General features: G+C 72.2%; 14 protein-coding genes. 5 read left to right on the top strand and 9 right to left on the bottom strand.

Annotated elements, in window-relative coordinates; translation table 11 throughout:
- Positions 1-214: 214 nt before the first annotated feature.
- The 4 genes from dctP to BM064_RS24410 all read right to left on the bottom strand — a co-directional run bounded on the left by dctP (position 215) and on the right by BM064_RS24410 (position 7,323).
- Positions 215-1,315: a TRAP transporter substrate-binding protein DctP gene (gene dctP / locus BM064_RS24425; protein ID WP_092865443.1), complete on the bottom strand. Its 1,101-nt coding sequence runs from the start codon at positions 1,313-1,315 to the stop codon at positions 215-217.
- 86 nt (positions 1,316-1,401) lie between these two features.
- A complete protein-coding gene (locus BM064_RS24420) occupies positions 1,402-2,715 on the bottom strand; it encodes a TRAP transporter large permease (protein ID WP_245779278.1) in 1,314 nt (437 codons plus the stop codon).
- On the bottom strand, positions 2,712-3,251 hold the full coding sequence (locus BM064_RS27670; RefSeq protein ID WP_177236391.1) for a TRAP transporter small permease: 540 nt from the start codon (positions 3,249-3,251) through the stop codon (positions 2,712-2,714). Before BM064_RS27670 ends, BM064_RS24420 begins: the two co-directional genes overlap by 4 nt.
- Before the next feature lie 277 nt (positions 3,252-3,528).
- Positions 3,529-7,323 (bottom strand): P-loop NTPase fold protein, encoded by a 3,795-nt coding sequence (locus tag BM064_RS24410; RefSeq protein ID WP_092865440.1) that lies wholly within the window; start codon positions 7,321-7,323, stop codon positions 3,529-3,531.
- A gap of 116 nt (positions 7,324-7,439) precedes the next feature.
- On the opposite strand from BM064_RS24410, the gene BM064_RS24405 reads away from it, so the two are divergent.
- The gene (locus BM064_RS24405; protein WP_092865437.1) at positions 7,440-8,132 is read left to right on the top strand and encodes a fumarylacetoacetate hydrolase family protein; all 693 of its coding nucleotides are present in this window, start codon (positions 7,440-7,442) and stop codon (positions 8,130-8,132) included.
- Between the two features lie 4 nt (positions 8,133-8,136).
- Here BM064_RS24405 and BM064_RS24400 read toward each other — a convergent pair whose 3' ends face one another.
- Positions 8,137-9,066: a LysR family transcriptional regulator gene (locus BM064_RS24400; protein WP_092865434.1), complete on the bottom strand. Its 930-nt coding sequence runs from the start codon at positions 9,064-9,066 to the stop codon at positions 8,137-8,139.
- The gene (locus BM064_RS24395; protein ID WP_092865431.1) at positions 9,066-9,578 is read right to left on the bottom strand and encodes a hypothetical protein; all 513 of its coding nucleotides are present in this window, start codon (positions 9,576-9,578) and stop codon (positions 9,066-9,068) included. The genes BM064_RS24400 and BM064_RS24395 overlap by 1 nt, the downstream gene beginning before the upstream one ends.
- A gap of 172 nt (positions 9,579-9,750) precedes the next feature.
- Here BM064_RS24395 and BM064_RS24390 point away from each other — a divergent pair, with 172 nt between their 5' ends.
- From BM064_RS24390 to BM064_RS24375, 4 genes are read left to right on the top strand one after another with little or no spacing between them, the layout of a single operon-like run.
- On the top strand, positions 9,751-11,361 hold the full coding sequence (locus tag BM064_RS24390) for an ABC transporter substrate-binding protein (protein WP_092865428.1): 1,611 nt from the start codon (positions 9,751-9,753) through the stop codon (positions 11,359-11,361).
- Positions 11,362-11,365: 4 nt separating this feature from the next.
- Positions 11,366-12,391 carry an ABC transporter permease gene (locus tag BM064_RS24385; RefSeq protein ID WP_092865425.1) on the top strand — a complete coding sequence of 342 codons (1,026 nt, stop codon included), beginning with the start codon at positions 11,366-11,368 and terminating at the stop codon, positions 12,389-12,391.
- Between the two features lie 5 nt (positions 12,392-12,396).
- Positions 12,397-13,290: an ABC transporter permease gene (locus BM064_RS24380; RefSeq protein WP_092865553.1), complete on the top strand. Its 894-nt coding sequence runs from the start codon at positions 12,397-12,399 to the stop codon at positions 13,288-13,290.
- Between the two features lie 2 nt (positions 13,291-13,292).
- Positions 13,293-14,921, top strand: coding sequence for a dipeptide ABC transporter ATP-binding protein (locus BM064_RS24375; protein ID WP_092865422.1), 1,629 nt, complete (start codon positions 13,293-13,295; stop codon positions 14,919-14,921).
- Between the two features lie 240 nt (positions 14,922-15,161).
- Here the strand turns inward: BM064_RS24375 and BM064_RS24370 are convergent, their stop codons facing one another.
- From BM064_RS24370 to BM064_RS24360, 3 genes are read right to left on the bottom strand one after another with little or no spacing between them, the layout of a single operon-like run.
- Positions 15,162-16,244 carry an ABC transporter ATP-binding protein gene (locus BM064_RS24370; protein ID WP_092865419.1) on the bottom strand — a complete coding sequence of 361 codons (1,083 nt, stop codon included), beginning with the start codon at positions 16,242-16,244 and terminating at the stop codon, positions 15,162-15,164.
- Entirely contained in the window at positions 16,241-17,239 is a 999-nt protein-coding gene (locus tag BM064_RS24365) for an ABC transporter ATP-binding protein (protein WP_092865416.1), read from the bottom strand. Before BM064_RS24365 ends, BM064_RS24370 begins: the two co-directional genes overlap by 4 nt.
- Positions 17,236-18,690, bottom strand: coding sequence for an amidohydrolase family protein (locus BM064_RS24360; protein ID WP_092865413.1), 1,455 nt, complete (start codon positions 18,688-18,690; stop codon positions 17,236-17,238). The genes BM064_RS24365 and BM064_RS24360 overlap by 4 nt, the downstream gene beginning before the upstream one ends.

Genomic DNA, 18,690 nt, shown 5'->3' with positions numbered 1-18,690 from the left:
AAGGAGGCGAAGCTGCCCTGCGCGCGCGCCGAGGTCCAGCCTCGAGCCGCGCGCAGGGCGGGCGCTGGGCCGCCGCGGCGGCGGTCGGGAGGACCCGCCGCCGCGGCAGGGACCGGGACCGGAGGGGGAGGCGCCCCTCCCGGCCCGCGGTCCGGGCCCCGACCGGGACAGGGACCGGGTCAGGGCCGGGTCGTCAGGCCCGCAGGCCGGCGGCTCAGGGCTGGACCTTCGAGTAGATCTCGCGCTCCATCGCCTCGATGAACGCCTCCTTGTCGCCGTCGATCTCGTCGACGATCGCCTGCCACTTCTCGGCCAGCGCGACGACGTTTGCGATGCGCGCCTCGGGATCCTTGGCGCCCAGCTTCTGCGACTGGGCGAGGTCCTCGTCGCGCTCGGCGATGCGGGCTTCCTCCAGCGCGGCGAGGATGTCGGCCTCGGGCTCGAGGTAGGTCACGCCGTGCTCCTCCTTGGCCAGCCGGCGGGCCTGCTCGCTGGCGTCGAAATAGGCGTAGGCGCTGTCGGCGGCCATGCGGGAGCGCTCGGCGAGCAGGGCCTGCTGCTGCTCGTCGGAGAGGCTCTCGAACTTCGCCTCCGACATCATCGTCAGCACGCCTGCGAAGAGGCCGAGGGGCATGTCGAGGACATACTTGGTGGCGTCCCACCAGGAGTAGTCCATCATGAAGGTCTCGATGCCGGTGGTGCAGTCGACCTGCCCGCGCTCCAGCGCCTCGTAGCCGTCGGTGACGGGCATCGCCACGGGCACCGCGCCCCACTTGGCGAGCATCCGGCCCAGCACGCCGGTCGCGCGCACCTTCTTGCCCTCGAGCTGGGCGAGGTTGGCCACCGGCTCGCGGCACATCAGGTACTGGGAGGGCAGCGAGAAGACGTTGTAGTTGAAGGCCCCGAAGCCCGCGAGCTCCTCCTCGCAGCCCTCGCAGCCGATCATCCGGGCCTCGGCGGCGACCGCGGTCATCACCCGGGCGTCGAGGTTCACCAGCGGCAGGTTGGTGACCAGCACCGAGTTCGGCAGGTCCTGCGCGCCGTAGAGGTCCGCCATGAAGCCCATGTCCGCCAGACCGTCGCGGATCGCGGGGGGCATGGCGGCGTGCTTGGCGACGGTGCCGCCCCAGAAGAAGTTGACGTTCACGTCGTGCTCGGCCAGCCGCTCGGCCCAGGGCTTGAGCGCGGGCTCGACCGTGACGTTGGTCGAGGGGATGTGGGTCGCGTAGGCGATGTCGGCGGCCAGCGCCGGGGCCGCCGCGGCGACGGAAAGCGCGAGACCGGCGACGGTCGAGGCCAGGGTCGTTCTGGACATGAGGTTTCCTCCTGTTCGTGAGGGACGGATGCGTCCGGGGGCGGGCGGCGCTGAAGCGCCGCCTCGGTGTTGTTGGACGTCCCGCCTCAGCGGGACATCAGCTCGGGAAGCCAGAGGGTCAGCCCCGGGAAGGCGATGATCAGGGTCATGATGACGATCTCGGCCATCAGGAACCACGACACGCCCTTGAAGATCGTGCCCAGCGCCACCCGCTCGCCCAGCGCCGCCTTGACCACGAAGACGTTCAGTCCGACCGGGGGCGTGAGCATGCCGATCTCGATCATCTTCACCACGATCACGCCCATCCAGATCATGTCGAGGTCGGCCGCCCGGAACAGCGGCAGCAGGATCGGCAGCGTGACCAGCATGATGCCGATCGGGTCGAGGAAGGCGCCCAGGATCAGGTAGACCACCACCAGCGCCAGGATGATCATCAGGGGCGAGAGATCCGCGCCCTGGGACATCATCATCATGTACGTGGGGAAGCCCGACAGCGCGAGGAACCGCGTCAGCAGCGACGCCCCCAGCGCGATGAAGAAGATCGAGCCCAGCGCGCCGACCGTGTCGCCGATCATCTCGCGCAGGGACTGGCGGGTCAGCGTGCCCCGCACCGCGCAGAGCAGGATCGCCGAGACCGCGCCCAGCGCCGCCGCCTCGGTCGCGGTCGCCACGCCCGTGTAGATCGAGCCGATCACCGCCACGATCAGCACCGGCACCGGCCAGATCGAGCCCAGCACCCGCATCTTCTCCCCCAGGGAGGAGACGCGCGTGTCGCGCGGCGCCATCTCGGGCTTCCACAGCGCGATGATCAGCACCAGCAGCCCGTAGCAGCCCGCGGTCAGCAGGCCGGGGATGATGCCCGCGATCAGCAGCGTCCCGATCGAGGTCTGGGTGTACCAGCCGTAGATCACGAAGATGATCGAGGGCGGGATCAGCGCCCCCAGCGTGCCCGAGGCCGCGACCACGCCGGTGGCGAGCGCGGGGCTGTAGTTCGACTTCAGCATCTCCGGCACCGCGATCCGCGCCATCGCAGCCGAAGAGGCGACCGACGAGCCGGAGGCGGCGGCGAACACGGCGGACGCCATGTTGGTGGCGATCGCGAGCCCGCCGGGCAGCCGCCCGAACCACACCCGCATCGCCTCGAAGAGCGAGGAGGTCAGCCCGCCGCGGAACGCGGCCGCGCCCATCAGCAGGAACATCGGCACGGCCGAGAGCGACCAGTGGGCGCCGAACTCGTAGGGCGCGGTCTTCAGCGCGCCCCAGGCGGCGCCGAAGCCGCGCACGTAGGCGATGCCCAGGAACGAGACGATGCCCAGCGCCACCGCGATCGGCACGCGGATGGCGAAGAGCACCAGCAGCGCGCCCAGCGCCGTCAGGACGATCTGGATCGAGTCGCTCACAGGAAGGCCTCGGGGTTCTCGTGGTGGTCGTCGCCCTGGGGGCGCAGGATGTCGGCGAGGAAGGAGGTGATCGTGGCGAAGGCGATCAGCACGCCGCCGAAGGCCATGATCCAGTAGGAGGGCCAGATCGGCATGTCGAAGAAGATCACGTCGCGGAACGAGCCCTTCTCGGTCTGGCCGATGGTCTCCTGGATCGCGGCCACGGCGAAGGCGGTGCAGAACACCGCGGTCAGGCCGGAGGCGAGCAGGTCGGTCGCCCGCAGCATCCCCCTGGGGAAGAACTTGGCGAAGATCTCGACCTTGATGTGCTCGCGCGCGCGCTGCACGAGGGCGAGCGCGAGGAACACGACCGAGGTCATGTAGTAGTTCTCGACGATCTCCAGGGTGCCGGTGAAGGGGCTGTGGAACAGCCACCGCGCGAGCGTGTCGGCGCAGATGTGCAGCATCATCGCGACGAGGGCGAAGACCGTGCCCGCCGCGCCGATGCGCGACAGCCACAGCCCCGTCCTGTCGAGCAGGTCGAGCAGCGACGTCAAGGTTTCCTCCCGTTCGACGCATTGAGGGCGTCGGTTAGTTGAACGATTAAGGAAGCCCGAAACGGCGCGGATCGTCGGAAGCGACGAGAGCGGGCGCGACGTGGCGGAAAGATGTCTGGCGCTCCTGCGGACGCCCCTCCACCTCGCCCGCGCCCCCACGGCCTGGCTTCCGGGCGAACCGCCTGCGGCCGGCCGGCGCCCCGGGCTCGACCCGGGGCCTCGCGCGGTCCGCCGCGCGCGCCGCGTCTCGTCGGGGAGATCGACCGCCGCGTCGGGGTCAGAACGCTCCGCCGAAGCGGAAGGAATAGCGCGAGGCCTCGGCGACGATTTCGGCGCGCGCATCCGGCCAGAGCGCATCGAGGGTCTGGAACCCCTCGACCAGGACGCCCTCACGCTCAAGCCCCTCGATCGAGTCCCAGAACGCCTTGCGCCGCCGCAGCGCGATCCGGGCGTCGGCGAGGGGCCCTGCGTCATCCAGTACGTCATGAAGCGCGGAGCTCCGCGCCTGGACGAGATCGTTCCAGCTCCACACCAGGTCGCCGGACAGCGCGTCGCGAAGCAGGTCGGACTGCCGGGCGTCGAGCCCCGTCTCCAGCGCCAGCCAGAACAGTGCGCCGCGGAACGGCGCCGCATGACCCTGCTGCCCTTCGAGGAACGCCTCCAGCTCCTCCCCCCGCCTGCGCGACCTCAACAGCCGATAGAGGTTCACGAACCGCTTGGCCGTGCGCGGGGAGCGGCCGACGAGGGGGCCCAGCGCCTCGATGGCCTCGAGCTCGGGGCGGGTGAGGGTCACGCGCTCCAGCACCTGGGCGGGCGTCTCCTCCGCCGGCCAGACCGCGGAGAGGTCGATGGCGGGCAGCGGCGCGGGGCCCTCGTCCTCGGCGGGCGCAGGCGCGGGCCCGGCCGGGCCCGGCGCGGGCGCGTCGGGCATCGCGTCGGCGAGCCCGGTTCCGGTCTCCTGCACCGGCCCCACCAGCTCGGCGACGAGGCGGGAATAGCCGCCGCCCTCGCCCAGCTCCATCGGCCGCAGGCGGAAGGGGATCTGGAAGATCTTCTCGAGGTAGTCGGCCACGCTCGGGCGGCCGTCCGCGGTCTCCCCGGGGCTGAGCTGCTGGGCGTAGAAACGCGTCAGCGCCCCCTCGACCCAGCGCGCGTCCACACCCACCACCACCACGAACAGGTCGAAGGCCAGCAGCAGGTGGATCGCCTCCAGCACCTCCACCACCTGCTCGTCCCGGCAGCGGTCGAGGTCGTCGATGTAGAGCACGATGCGCCCGATATGGGGGAGCGCGGCGGGGTCCGCCTCGATCCGCTTCGCCGCGTCCGCGCGCACGGCGGGGGTACGCGGGGCCAGCAGGTCGGCCATCAGCTCGAAATCCGCGCGGATCTGGGAGAGAAGGCCCAGGTGCTTGCGGTAGCCCTCGGCGCGGGCGCGCTCCTCGATGAACTGGGCCAGGAGCTCGGCGGGCTGCTCGCCGCGGCGCATCGCCTCCAGCCGCTCCCGCTCGCGCCTGCGGGCGTCGAGATCGTCCTGCGCGCGCAGCCGCTCCGCCTCCAGCCGGGCGAGGTCCGCCTCCAGCCGTCGCCGCTCCGCCTCCGCCTCGGCGAGCCGGGCGCGCGCCTCCTCCTCGGCCGCGGCGAGCGCGTCCATGGCGGCGTTGGCGCGCCGCAGATGCGGCAGGACGGCGGCGGCGAGCGCCCCCGTGACCCCCAGCCAGCCGGAGGCCTCGGCGAGGAAGGCCGCGAGCCAAGCGGGCGCCCCCGCGCCCCCCTGCCCCAGCCAGGCCGCCCCCAGCCCGCCCGCGGCGAGCGCCGCCGCCGCCAGCGCCAGCGCGCCCCAGGTCCGCGCGCCGCCCCGCAGGATCGCCGCGCCCGTCAGCCGCAGCCGCCCGCCCAGGCCCGACAGCTCCCGCCGCAGGTCCCGGAGCTGTTCGACGCTCTGCAGCGGGGCCGAGACGCCGGCCGCCTGCAGCGCCGCGAGACCGCGGCGGGTCTCCTCGGCCAGCAGCTCGTCGAGCGCGCGGGGCGCGGCCTCGGCGAGCTTGCGGCGCAGGCAGGCGCGCAGCCGGTCCGCCGCCGCCACCCGCCGCCGCGCCCGCTTCACCGAGGCGTCGGCGGTGCGCACCCCCTCGCGCGCCGCGGTCTCGGCCTGGGCGGCGGAGGCGAGCTTGCGGACCAGGTAGTCCATCCGCGCCGCCTCCTCCGCCGAGAGGCCCTGCGACAGGCGGTGCAGCTCCCGGAAGATGTGGCTGACCAGCGAGGCCCAGAGATTTGCGTCGAGGTAGTGCCAGGCGTTGAACCACACATGCGCCACGCTCTCGACGAAGGGCGGCGTCTCGCCCCCCTCGCGCATCCGCCGGGCGGTCTCGCGGTTGGCCTCGGCCGCCTCCTCGATCATGCGCATGAAGGTGGATTTGCCCGAGCCCCAGGGGCCGAACAGCCCGATGGCGAGCGGCGGGCGCGCGGCCTCGAGGCAGATCAGGTCCGCCAGCGCCCGCGCGTCCGCCGCCACCCCCAGCCGGTCGCCCTCGAGCATCGAGCCCGTCGTCCCCCGCCGGCGCGCCACGTCGTCGGCGGCGTAGTCGGGCACCGACAGGCGCAGGGGCTGGCGCAGCCTCAGCCCGTCGAGCAGCGTGTCGGGGTCCGGCAGCGGGTGCGCCTCCAGCCAGCGCGCCCAGTCGGTCCGGTCGTGGGCGACGTCGACGGCGAGCTGGAGGTCGATGTGGACCGTCGCCAGCTCCGCGAGGAACCCCTGCGGATCGTCTCCGCCGAGGCCGAGGTCGAGGAAGGCCTGCCGCCCGCCCGGCGTCAGGCAGAGCGCGGCCAGCAGGACCCCCCGCCCCGGCGCGGTGGAGGCGCCGCGCACCTCGCCCGCCAGCGCCGCCGCGCGCGCCAGCAGGGCGCGCGTGGCCGCGTCGGCCACCGCCTCGCCCCCGCGGCGGGGCGGCTCGGGCGCCCGGGTCGCGCGGGCGAGCGCGGCCTCGGCCCCGGGCCGGCCCGCGATCCACTCCCGCAGGCGGCCGGCGACGGCGCCGCCCTCCCGCTCGCCGGCCAGCAGCGCCGCCAGCAGGGCCGCGGGGGTGACGACGAGGAGGCTGCGGTCGGGAGCGCCGGGCGCCGGCAGTTCCAGCGCCTCGGCCAGCCGCGAGGCGCGCTCGAGCAGGTCGAGCGCCGGAGGGGCGAGGAGGGGCTCGCCCTCGCCCGCACGCGCCTCCGCCAGATCGCGCAGCGCCACGGCCCGGCCGGGGGCGTCGAGCAGGCGCACGCGGGGGTCGGGCGGCGGGTCCGCCGCGGGATCAGGCTGCGCGCGATTGGGAAACTCCGCCTCGGCCTCGGCGGCGGCGAGCGCCTCGGCGGCCGCGTCGCGCTCGCGCCGCAGGCGGGCGAGGGTGCGCGCGTCGGCGGCGGGGGACTCCTCCGCCAAATCCAGCAGCGTGCCCAACATGACGAGCTGCCGGCCCGCCACGCGCAGGTCGCCCACGCCGAGCGCGTCGTGCAGCTTGGCGCGGAGATCGGACCAGAGGTCGAGGTCGATGGCGGGAGGCGCGTCCGCCGCACCGGTCTCCGGGGCCGCGGCGGAGCCGCTCGTCTCGGGGCCCGCGGCGGAGCCGCTCGTCTCGGGGGCCCCGGCGGACCGCCCCGTATCCGGGGGCGCGGCGGCCTTCGTCGTCTCGGGCGGCGTCTCCGACGGCGCCGTCTCGCGCGTCTCCCGCGGCGCGGCGGTCTTGGCGCGGGGCGCCTTGCGAGGCGCGCGCGGCGCCTCCGCCGTCGGTTCGGACGAGGACCTGGCGGGCGGCGGGCGGCGGGCGGGGGCCATGCGCATCCGCTCCAGCACCGCAGAGAGCGCGCGCAGCGGCGAGCCGCCCTCGTCGGGCGCCTCGCCCTTGTCGGCGCCGCCGACGATGCGCGCCAGCGTCGCGTAGCTGCGGCGCAGCTCGGCCTCGTCGAGCTTCTCCAGCACCCCCAGCACGCGGTCGACCTGGAGGGCGAGGTCGCCCAGCGTGCCCTCCCCGGGACGCTCGACGGCGGCGCGCAGGATCTCCTCGGGCTCCGGTTGCGGCGGACTGGCCAACGCGATCTCTCCTTCCCCTCACGCTCCGCGCAGGCTATCGCGAACGGGCGCCGCCTGTCGCGCCCCGCGCGCGGCCGGGCGGCCGCGCCGACCCGACCTGCCCCCGGAGCCTCCCCATGACCGAGCTCGTCCTTCCCGCCCCGCCGACCCCGACGGTCGCCGTCGCGGGCGCCGCCGCCCGCTTCCCGGTGCGGCGCATCTTCTGCGTGGGCCGCAACTACGCCGCCCACGCCCGCGAATTCGGCAACGATCCGGACCGCGAGCCGCCGTTCTTCTTCACCAAGCCCGGCGACGCGGTGATCGACGACGGCGCCGTGATCCCCTATCCGCCCGAGACCAAGGACCTGCATTTCGAGGGCGAGCTGGTGGTCGCCATCGGCAAGGCCGGGTTCGAGATCGCCGAGGGCGACGCCCTCTCCCACGTCTGGGGCTACGCGGCGGGCAACGACCTGACCCGGCGCGACCTGCAGAACCAGGCCAAGGACATGCGCCGCCCCTGGGACTTCGCCAAGGGCTTCGACCGCTCGGCCCTGTGCGGGCCGCTGGCGCCGGCGGCCGAGATGGGCCGGCCCTCGGGCTTCATCCGCCTGTCGGTCAACGGCGAGGTGAAGCAGGAGGCGCAGCTCGCCGACATGATCTGGGACGTGGCCGGCGTGATCGCGTTCCTCTCCCGCTCGATGGAGATCGCGCCGGGCGACCTGATCTACACCGGCACGCCCGCGGGCGTGGGCGCGCTGGTCCCCGGCGACGTCTGCACCACCGAGATCGAGGGCCTGCCCTCGGCCACCCTGACCATCGCGAAGGGCTGAGGGCTCAGCGGACCGGGGCGCCTGTCGCCCCGGCTCCCGTCGCCTCGGCCATCGCGGCCAGCGTCGCCTGGAGCTGATGGGCGAAGCGGGCGGGCGCCACCGGCAGGGTGCGCCCGCGCATCTGGCCCAGCAGCAAGTGCGCCGGCGCCACGTCGCGCACCGAGATCGGGCGCGAGACCACCTCCGGCCCGTCCTTCAGCCCCACCGGGATCTGGAAGCCCACCGCCCCCTCGTGCAGCACGTAGTGGCGCATGAACTCGAAGCTGTCGGCCTCCAGCGAGGGGCTGAGCCGCATCGAGCGGCCGCGCACCGAGATCTCCAGCAGGTGGCGCACGCCGTAGGGCGAGGTCGGGACCACATGCGGCCCCGCGAGACAGTCGCGCAGCCGCAGCTCCGCCCGCGCGGCCAGCGGATGGTCCGCCGCCATCACCGCATGGATCGGCTGCTGCAGGGCGAAGAGCACCTCGAACTCGGCGAGGTAGACCGGCTCCACCACCAGCGCGAGGTCGGAGCGGAAGTTGGACAGGTCCTCCTCGGCCGAGGCGCGGTCGCGCACATGCACCGAGAAGCTGACGCCGGGATGCTCGCGCCGGTAGGCGGAGATCTGCTCGGGCATGAAATAGGGCTGCAACGCCTGCGAGCAGGCGATGGAGACATGGCCCCGGCGTTCCCCCGAGAGGTCCGCCACCTGGCCGCGCACCCGCTCCAGGTCCGAGGTCTGGGCGCGGATGTGCTGGATCAGCAGCTCTCCGGCCGGGTTCAGGCGCACGCCGCGCGGCAGACGCTCGAAGATCGGATAGCCGAACTCGTCCTCGAAGCCGGTGATGCGCCGATTGAGGGCCGAGGAGGTGATCGCCATGTCCTCCGCCGCCTTGCGGATCGAGCCGGCGCGCGCCACCGCCTCGATCAGGCGCAGGGTTTGCAAATGGCGCATCAGGGGGCCTCGCGGGCGGCGAGCACGGCGCGGGCGTGGGAAAACAGGGCGGTGTGGTTCGTCAGGCTGTTCGGCACGCTCAGACCGCGTCCGCCGCGAAAGAACAGTCGGTCGCCGCCCCAGATCAGGTTGCCGACGCGCACCGCCTCCCGCTCGTCCCAGGAGAAGCGCCGCTCGCCCCGCAAGGCCGAGCGGCGCAGCAACCCGCGCGCGTCCCAGACCAGCTCGAGGCGGCCCACCTCGCCCCAAATCCAGACGCCGCCCAAGGCGAAGAGGATCGAGCCGGCGGCGATCCAGGGATCCTTGCCCATCGCCAGCGCGAACATCGCGCCAAGGGCGAAAAAGGCTGCGCAGAACAGCCTCAGGACCTGCACGCGCATCGGCCCCAGCGCCTCCTGCTCGCCGGTGGTCAGGCGGGCGGGCGCCTCGGCCGCGCGGCGGCTGCGCCGGTAACCGGCGACGCCGATCGCCAGGCCGAGGCCGGCATGGAGCGCCCATTGCCAGTCATCCATCCGCCTGCGCTCCCTCTCGCTTTCGTCGGCCCGCCTTCGACCGCTGCATTTATCGAAGCGGATGTCTGCGAAAATAGCAATGGATGCGATCACTCCTCGCCCGCACGATTTCGTCCAAGGCGCGGTCCGGCAGAAGGCCGCGAATCCCTCACGACCGACAAGGAGAGCGACGATGGGCCTGGACACGAGCCGGCGAGGTTTTCTGAAGGGCGGCTCCGTCGCCCTGGGCGCGGCGGCGCTGCCGTTCCTGAAGTTCATGCCGGCGCAGGCCGCGGGCGACGACGTGGTCGTCGTGGTGATGGGCCAGACCATCAACAGCCTCGACCTGCACCGCACCGGGACCAACCGCCCCTCCTACCAGGTGGCGGTCAACTGCTACGACCGGCTGGTCAGCTTCGGCACCAAGACCATGCCCGACGGCTCGCTGTCCTACGACTACTCCACCATCGTCCCCGAGATCGCCGAGAGCTGGACCGTCTCCGACGACGGCAAGGTCCTGACCTTCAGGATCAAGCCCGAGGCCGTGTTCCAGGACGGATCGAAGGTGACGGCGCAGGACGTGAAATGGTCCTTCGACCGCGCCGTCTCGGTGGGCGGCTTCCCGACCACCCAGATGGCCGCCGGCGGCCTGCTGCGCCCCGACCAGTTCGCGGCCGTCGACGAGGCGACCTTCACCGTCACCCTCGACAAGCCCTCCAAGCTCGCGCTGCCCGACCTCGCGGTGCCGGTGCCCTTCATCCTGAACTCGAAGATCGCCAAGCAGCACGTCACCGACGCCGACCCCTGGGCGATGGAGTTCGTGCACAAGAACACCATCGGCTCGGGCGCCTACAAGGTGGTGCGCTGGGACCCCGGCCAGCAGCTGGTCTACGAGCGCAACGACCTGTGGACCGGCGGCCCCCTGCCCGGCGCCAAGCGCGTGGTGCTGCGCGAGGTTCCCTCCCAGGCCACCCGCCGCGCGCTGATCGAGCGCGGCGACGTGCAGATGTCGTGGAACATCCCCAACAAGGACGCGAGCGAGCTCGACGGCAAGGTCGAGGTCTACTCGACCCCCATCGAGAACGCGATCTACGTCGTCTCGCTGAACTATAATTTCGAGCCCTTCCAGGACCCCGACGTGCGCAAGGCCGTCGCCTACGCCATCCCCTACGAGGAGATCTTCAAGACCGCCGCCTATGGCCGGGGCGTTCCGATGTGGGGCGGCTCGGGGATCGAGACCATCGACTGGCCGCAGCCCAGCCCCTATGTCTTCGACCTCGACAAGGCGCGGGAGCATCTGGAGAAATCCGCCTTCGCGGGCGGCTTCGACGTGCCCTTCTCGATCGACCTCGGGCAGTCGGACTGGATGGAGCCGACGGCGCTGCTGATCCAGGAGCAGCTCGCCAAGCTCGGCATCACCTCGACCATCGACAAGATCCCGGGGGCCAACTGGCGCACCGCCAGCCTCGTCGAGAAACGCCTGCCGCTGGCGCTGGAGACCTTCGGCGGCTGGCTGAACTACCCCTGCTACTACTTCTTCTGGGCCTACCAGGAGGGGCACCTGTTCAACTCCTCGAACTACGCCAACCCCGAGATCGAGCAGCTGGTCGCCGAGACGCTCGACCTGCCGGTCGAGCACCCCGACTACGCCCCCAAGGTGAAGCGGATGTTCGAGATCGCCTTCGAGGACCTGCCCCGCATCCCCCTCTTCCAGCCGGCGCTGTCGGTGGCGATGAACGGGGCCACGGGCTACGAGTACTGGTTCCACCGCGAGCTCGACGCCCGCAAGCTGGCGAAGGGCTAGGCCCATGAACCGGCGCCTGCGAGCGGTCCTTGCGCGCCTTGCGCAGGCGCTTCCCGTGATCCTGGGCGTGGTGCTGGTCAGCTTCCTGCTGACCCGTGCCCTGCCCGGCGACCCGGCGGCCTATTTCGCCGGGGACGCCGCCGACGCGGCCTCGATCGAGGAGACGCGCGTCAAGCTCGGCCTCGACCGCTCGATGCCCGAGCAGTTCGGCCTCTATGTCCTGCAGCTGGCCCAGGGCGACCTGGGCCAGTCGCTGACCACCGGCCAGCCGGTGGTCGAGGAGCTGGCCCGACGCCTGCCCGCCTCGCTGGAGCTGACGCTGGTGGCGCTGCTGGTCTCCTGCGGGATCGCCGTGCCGCTGGGGGTGCTGGCGGCGACCCGGCCGGGCAGCTGGGTCGACCACGCCTGCCGCCTGCTGGTCACGGCCGGGGTCAGCCTGCCGACCTTCTTCACCGGCGTGGCCCTGATCTACGTGTTCTACTACCTCACCGGCTGGGCGCCCTCGCCGCTGGGCCGGCTGGATTTCATCTATCTCGAGCCGCCCTCGGTCACCGGCTTCTTCCTGATCGACGCCGCGCTGGCGGGCGACGCCGAGACCTGGTTCGCGGCCCTGCGGCAGCTGATCCTGCCCGCGGCGACGCTCGCCCTCTTCACCCTCGCGCCCATCGCGCGGATGACGCGGGCGGCGATGCTCTCGGCGCTCTCGTCCGACTACATCCGCACCGCCCGGGCGGCGGGTCTGACCTCGCGCAAGATCCTCTTCGGCTACGCCTTCCGCAACGCCCTGCTGCCGGTGGTCACGACGCTGGGCATGGTCTTCAGCTTCACGCTGGGGGCCAACGTGCTGGTGGAGAAGGTCTTCGCCTGGCCCGGCATCGGCTCCTACGCGGTCGAGGCGCTGGTCGCCTCGGACTACGCCGCCGTGCAGGGCTTCGTTCTGTGCATGGCGCTCCTCTTCGTCGCCCTCAACCTGTTGATCGACCTCGCCTATTCGATGATCGATCCGCGCATTGGGTTTGACTCGAAATGAACACGATGACCGAGATCCCGACCGTGGCCGAGCCCCAGGCTCCGCCGGCGAAGAGCAAGGGCGCGCTGGATCACGTGATCTACGTGCTCAAGGACAACCCGGTGACGCTGCTGGCCTTCGCCATGTTCGCGGTGCTGATGGCCGCGGCGGTGCTGGGCCCCGCGCTGGTCCCCTACGACCCGCTGGCGACCAACGCTTCCGAGGCGCTGCAGCCCCCCTCGGCCGCGCACTGGTTCGGGACCGACAACCTGGGGCGGGACGTGTTCTCCCGCGCCATCGTGGCGACGCGGCTCGACCTGCTGATCTCTGTCGCCGCAGTGGCGCTGAGCTTCGTGATCGGCTCGGTGCTGGGCGCCGCCGCGGGCTACTGGGGCGGCTGGCTCGACGTGGCGCTCTCCCGCGTGCTCGACACCATCATGGCCTTCCCGCTGTTCGTGCTGGCGATGGGCATCGTCGCCGCGATGGGCAACACGATCGAGAACATCGTCTACGCCACGGCCATCATCAACGTCCCCTTCTACGCCCGCCTGGTCCGCGCCGAGGTCAACATCCGCCGCGAGGCCGGCTTCGCGCTGGCCGCCAAGCTCGCAGGCAACACCGACGTGCGGGTGCTGGCCATGCACATCTTCCCCAACGCCCTGCCCCCGATGATGGTGCAGGTCTCCCTGAACCTCGGCTGGGCGATCCTGAACGCGGCCGGGCTCTCCTTCATCGGCCTCGGCGTGCGCCCCCCGACGGCCGAGTGGGGGATCATGGTGGCCGAAGGCGCGAACTTCATCGTCTCGGGCGAGTGGTGGCTGGCGATCTTCCCCGGCCTCTGCCTGATGTTCGCGGTCTTCACCTTCAACCTGCTGGGCGACGGTCTGCGCGACATGGTCGACCCCCGCCGGAGGACTTGAGCATGCTCACGATCAAGGACCTGGCCGTCTCCTTCCGCACGAGGCGCGGAGAGGTGAACGCGGTGCGCGGCGTCTCCTTCGAGGTCGCCGAGGGCGAGACGCTGGGCATCGTCGGCGAGAGCGGCTCGGGCAAGTCCGTGACCTCCTACGCCCTGATGCGCATCCTCGACGCCGGCGGGCGGATCAAGGCGGGGGAGGCGGTCTACTCCGGCGTCGACCTCAAGCGCGCCTCGGAACGCGAGATGCAGGGCCTGCGCGGCCGCGAGATCTCGATGATCTTCCAGAACCCGCGCGCCGCCCTGAACCCGATCCGCAAGGTCGGACACCAGATCGAGGACGTCCTGCGCCGCCATGCCCGCGCCGACGCGCAGAACGCCCGGGCGAAAGCCATCGAGGCGATGGAAGCTGTAAAAATCCGGGACGCGGAGGCGCGCTACGACGCCTATCCGTTCGAGCTTTCGGGCGGCATGTGCCAGCGCATCGTCTGCGCCATCGCGCTGGCCTGCGACCCCAAGCTGCTGATCATGGACGAGCCGACCACCGGCCTCGACATCACCACCCAGAAGGCGGTGATGGAATTGGTCACGGAGCTGATCCGCGAGCGATCCATGTCCTCGATCCTGATCACCCACGACCTCGGTCTGGCCGCGCAATACTGCGACCGCATCGTGGTGATGAAGGACGGCGCCATCGTCGAGGCCGGGGATCCCGTGCGCCTCTTCGCCCGCCCCGGCCACCCCTACACCCGCAAGCTTGTGGACGCGACGCCGCGCGAAGGCGCCTCGATCCGCGAGCTGCTGCCGGCCGAGGTCCGCACCCCCGAGCCCCCGCGCAGGATCTCCGACGAGGCGCTGCTGTCGGTGCGCGACCTGGTGAAGACCTATGCGGGCAAGTCCGGCCCGGTGCATGCGGTCAAGGGCGTCAGCTTCGACGTGAAGGCGGGCCAGTCGGTGGGGCTGGTGGGGGAGTCCGGCTGCGGCAAGTCCACCACGTCGTCGATGGTGGTGCGCCTGCTGGACCCGACCTCGGGGCAGATCCTGTTCGCGGGCGAGGACCTGGCCAAGCGGCCCTCGGCCGGCTTCGCGCGGGACCCGATGCGCGCGAAGATCCAGATGGTGTTCCAGGACGCCACCGACAGCCTCAACCCCCGCCACACCTCCCGCCAGACCATCGCCGAGCCGTTGCGGGCGATGGCGGGCCTGCGCGGCCGCGCCCGGGCCGAGCGGATCGAGGAGCTGGCCGACCTCGTGGGCCTGCCCCGCCCCCTGCTCGACCGCTTCCCGCACCAGCTCTCGGGCGGCCAGAAGGCGCGCGTGGGGATCGCGCGGGCGATCGCGGTGAACCCCGACTTCCTGGTGCTGGACGAGCCGACGGCGGCGCTGGACGTCTCGATCCAGGCGATCGTGCTGAACCTGCTGGTGGACCTGCGGGCGCGGCTGGGGATGAGCTATCTCTTCGTCAGCCACGACCTGCACGTGGTCCGGCTGCTCTGCGACCACGTGGTGGTGATGAAGGGCGGCGAGATCGTCGAGCAGGGCCCGACCGAGCAGGTGATGACCGCCCCCGCCGACCCCTACACCGCCGAGCTGCTGGAGGCCGCCCCCAAGCCCCCCGCCCGCGACGCGGCCTGAGGAGGCGCTGCGACCGGGGGGGCGCCCCGGGCTCGACCCGGGGCCTCTCCTGCCCTCGCCGAGCGCGCTCCCCTGCACCGCCGCGCCCGGCCGCCTGCCAGAGGCCCCGGGTCAGGCCCGGGGCGCCCGTGGGGCGGGCGGCGTGCATGACGGGGAACGGACGGCCCCCGGCGGGGCCTGGAACGCGAAACGCCCCGGACCGCGGTCCGGGGCGTTCGTCGTCGCGCGAGGGCCCGGGCCTCAGCCCGCCGCGGCCTGGGCGGCGCGGGCCTCGGCCAGGACCGCGAGGCGGCGGGCCAGGATCTCGGGCGTCGGGCGGGTGGACTCGGCGGGCATCGCCGCGACCGTCTCGGCGAAGTGGCACGCCGCCGCCGCGGTTCCCGAAGCCGAGGGCATGGCGCGCAGCTCCGGCCGCTCGCGCTTGCAGATGTCCTGGGCCAGCGGGCAGCGCGGGTGGAAGGCGCAGCCCGACGGCGGGCGCAGGGCCGAGGGGGCGTCGCCCATCACCATCTCGCGGCCCTCGGCGGCGCCGGGAACGGGCTTGGGCGCGGCCTCGATCAGGGCGCGGGTGTAGGGGTGGCGGGGGGTGGCGAAGATCTCCTCCGCCGGCGCCTCCTCGACGATGCGGCCCAGGTACATCACCGCCACGCGCTTGGCGATATGGCGCACCACGGCGAGGTCGTGGGAGATGAACACGTAGGCCATGCCGAACTGCTTCTGCAGGTCCTGCAGCAGGTTCACGATCTGCGCCTGCACCGAGACGTCCAGCGCCGAGACCGGCTCGTCGCACACGATCAGCCGCGGGCGCGTCGCCAGCGCCCGCGCGATGCAGATCCGCTGGCGCTGGCCGCCCGAGAACTCATGCGGATAGCGCTCGGCGTGGTAGTCGTTGAGGCCCACCGTCTTCAGCAACTCGGAGACCATCTTGTCCGCCGCCGGCCCGGAGGCGACGCGGTGCAGCAGGATCGGCTCCATCAGCGTCTCGCGCACGGTCATGCGCGGGTTGAGCGAGCCGAACGGGTCCTGGAAGACCATCTGCATGTGCCGCCGCGCGCCCTGCAGGCGGGAGGGCGAGAGGGCGATGACGTCCTCGCCGTCGAGCACCACCTCGCCCGAGTCCGGCTCCAGCAGGCGCAGCAGCGCGCGGCCGGTGGTGGACTTGCCGCAGCCGCTCTCGCCCACGATCGCCAGCGTCTCGCCGGCGCCGACCGCGAAGCTGACGTCGGTCACCGCCTGCACCGCGGCGGTGGAGCGCTTGAAGATCCCGGACTTGACGGGGAAGTGCTTGGTCAGGTTGCGGACCTCGAGAACCGGGGTGCTCATGCGGCGGCCTCCTCGATGGGCGCGCGCCAGCAGGCGACGGCGCGGCCGGGGCCGATCTCCTTGAGGGGCGGAGGGGCCGAGCGGCAGTGGTCGGTGGCGAGCGGGCAGCGCCCGGCGAAGCGGCAGCCCGGAAGCTGCAGGTAGGGCGGCGGCACCGAGCCGGGGATCGTCTCCAGCCGGTCGGTGCGCGCGTCCAGCCGCGGCACGGCCGCCATCAGGCCCAGGGTGTAGGGGTGCTGGGCGGAGGCGAAGAGGTCGGCGACGGGCGCCTTCTCGACCACCTTGCCCGCATACATCACCACGACGTCGTCGCAGGTCTCGGCCACCACGCCGAGGTCGTGGGTGATCAGCACGATGGCCGAGCCGGTCCGCTCGCGCAGGTCGCGCATCAGCTCCAGGATCTGCGCCTGGATGGTGACGTCGAGGGCGGTCGTGGGCTCGTCGGCGATCAGGAGTTCCGGGTCGTTGGCCAGCGCCAGCGCGATCATCACGCGCTGCCTCTGCCCGCCGGAGAGCTGGTGGGGGAAATCGTCGACCCGGGTCTCGGGCGAGGGCAGCCGCACGAGGTCCAGCATCTCGATGGCCCGGGCGCGGGCCTTGGCCTTGTCCTTCCAGCCGTGGGCGCGGAGGCTTTCGATGATCTGGTCGCCGATCGTGTAGACCGGGTTCAGCGAGGTCATCGGCTCCTGGAAGATCATCCCCATCCGGCCGCCGCGCAGCTTGCGCATCTCGTTCTCGGAGAGCTTGAGGATGTCCTTGCCCTCGAACAGCACCTCGCCGCCCGCATAGCGGCCCGGCGGGCGGGGGATCAGGCGCATGACCCCGAGGCTGGTCACGGACTTGCCGCAGCCGCTCTCGCCCACGATGCCCAGCGTGGCGCCGCGGCGGACGGAGAACGACACGCCGTCCACGGCCCGGAAGGTGCCGCCTTCGGTGTCGAAATGGACCTGGAGGTCGCGGACCTCCAGCAGGGGGGCGTCGGTGGGGTCGGTCATTCGGCGCCCTCGTTGGCATAGACGTAGGGGGCCGCCTCGGCGTGGCTGCGGCCGGCGAAATCGAGCTGGCGGAACATCGCCTCGGCCCGCCGCTGGGCGGCTTCCAGCCCGTCCAGCGCTTTATCGAGGTCGAAGGCGACGCAGTCGCCGTCCTTCACCACCTGGCGGCCGTCGACGTAGACGTCGCGCACGGCCCGCTCGGCGGCGACGTAGACCAGCGAGGACAGCGGATCGCGCACCGGCCGCATGGCGCGGTGACGGATGTCGACGGTGAACAGGTCGGCCTTCAGGCCCGGGGCCAGCCGGCCGATCTGGTCGTTGCGCAGGATCGCGGCCCCGCCGGTGGTGGCCATGTCGATCACCTGCGCGGTGCGGATGTCGTAGACGTTGGTGGCCATGACGCGGGAGTTGGTCAGCGCGTTGCGCATCTCCTCGATCATGTTGTGGGGGTAGGTGTCGGTGCCCAGCCCCATCGGGATGCCGCCGCGCAGATAGCGGCCCAGCGTGCGCATGGTGATGCCGCGGCGCTGGAAGACGGTGGGGCAATGGGCGACCGCGGCGCCGGATTTCTGCAGCCGCTCGAAGTCGTTGCCCAGCGGCCAGTTGGCGTTGGCGTGGTCGTTGAGGAAGATGCCGTGGCCGATGATCAGGTTGTCGTCGAGCACGCCGAGGCTGTCGAGCCACTCGATCGGCGTCATGCCGTGGCGCCGGGTGATCTCGTGGAACTCCACCACGCTCTGCGCGGCGTGGAGGGTCATCTTCAGCCCGCGCTTCTTGGCCTCGGCGGCGGAGGCCTGGATCAGCTCGGGCGTGCAGGTGTCGATCTGGCTCGGCGAGACGATGCCCGAGAGCCGGCCCGAGGGATGCGAGACGGCGGCGTCGACGACGGCCATCGCCTCCTCCATCGCCTTTTCGCCGGCGGCCTCGTCCCACTCGTATTCGGTGACGTAGCCGTTCCTGGTGTACCAGCGGGCGGAGCGATACATGGGCGCGGCGTAGGCGCGGATCCCGCTCTGCGCCAGCAGGTCGATCCAGCCCTCGTAGGGGACCGAGAGGTCGACCAGCGTGGTGACGCCCGACATCAGCAGTTCCGAGAGCGCCACCTTCACGCAGTCCTGCACCCCCTCGGGGTCCGGCCGGAACAGCGGCATGAACTCGTAGAGCGAGGACATGTAGAGGCGCTTCGAGCCGAGCTCGTCCAGCATCCCCTTGTTCATCGGCTCGGAAGAGGGGTGCGAGTGGACGTTCACCAGGCCCGGGGCGACCATGCGGTCGCGGCCGTCGAGCTCGACCGCGGCCTCGCCCTCGTACTTGCCGCCGACCTGCACGATGCGGTCGCCGGCGAAGGCGACGTCGCCGTCGTGGAGGTAGGCGTGGCGGCCCTTGGCCTCGTCCCAGGCGACGATCCAGGCGGCGTTGCGGATCACGGTGACGGGGGCGGCATCGGTCAT

Source organism: Albimonas pacifica (genome assembly GCF_900113695.1).
In the GTDB taxonomy this organism is placed as follows: domain Bacteria; phylum Pseudomonadota; class Alphaproteobacteria; order Rhodobacterales; family Rhodobacteraceae; genus Albimonas; species Albimonas pacifica.
The sequence above is the reverse complement of the archived record's forward strand: the minus strand, read 5'-3'. Positions and strand labels throughout refer to the sequence as shown.

Bases quoted from the DNA above. Each gene is read 5' to 3' on its own strand.
- dctP (WP_092865443.1), bottom strand. From the start codon at position 1,315: ATGTCCAGAACGACCCTGGCCTCGACCGTCGCCGGTCTCGCGCTTTCC.
- BM064_RS24405 (WP_092865437.1), top strand. From the start codon at position 7,440: ATGACCGAGCTCGTCCTTCCCGCCCCGCCGACCCCGACGGTCGCCGTC.
- BM064_RS24400 (WP_092865434.1), bottom strand. From the start codon at position 9,066: ATGCGCCATTTGCAAACCCTGCGCCTGATCGAGGCGGTGGCGCGCGCC.
- BM064_RS24395 (WP_092865431.1), bottom strand. From the start codon at position 9,578: ATGGATGACTGGCAATGGGCGCTCCATGCCGGCCTCGGCCTGGCGATC.
- BM064_RS24390 (WP_092865428.1), top strand. From the start codon at position 9,751: ATGGGCCTGGACACGAGCCGGCGAGGTTTTCTGAAGGGCGGCTCCGTC.
- BM064_RS24385 (WP_092865425.1), top strand. From the start codon at position 11,366: ATGAACCGGCGCCTGCGAGCGGTCCTTGCGCGCCTTGCGCAGGCGCTT.
- BM064_RS24380 (WP_092865553.1), top strand. From the start codon at position 12,397: ATGACCGAGATCCCGACCGTGGCCGAGCCCCAGGCTCCGCCGGCGAAG.
- BM064_RS24375 (WP_092865422.1), top strand. From the start codon at position 13,293: ATGCTCACGATCAAGGACCTGGCCGTCTCCTTCCGCACGAGGCGCGGA.
- BM064_RS24370 (WP_092865419.1), bottom strand. From the start codon at position 16,244: ATGAGCACCCCGGTTCTCGAGGTCCGCAACCTGACCAAGCACTTCCCC.
- BM064_RS24365 (WP_092865416.1), bottom strand. From the start codon at position 17,239: ATGACCGACCCCACCGACGCCCCCCTGCTGGAGGTCCGCGACCTCCAG.
- BM064_RS24360 (WP_092865413.1), bottom strand. From the start codon at position 18,690: ATGACCGATGCCGCCCCCGTCACCGTGATCCGCAACGCCGCCTGGATC.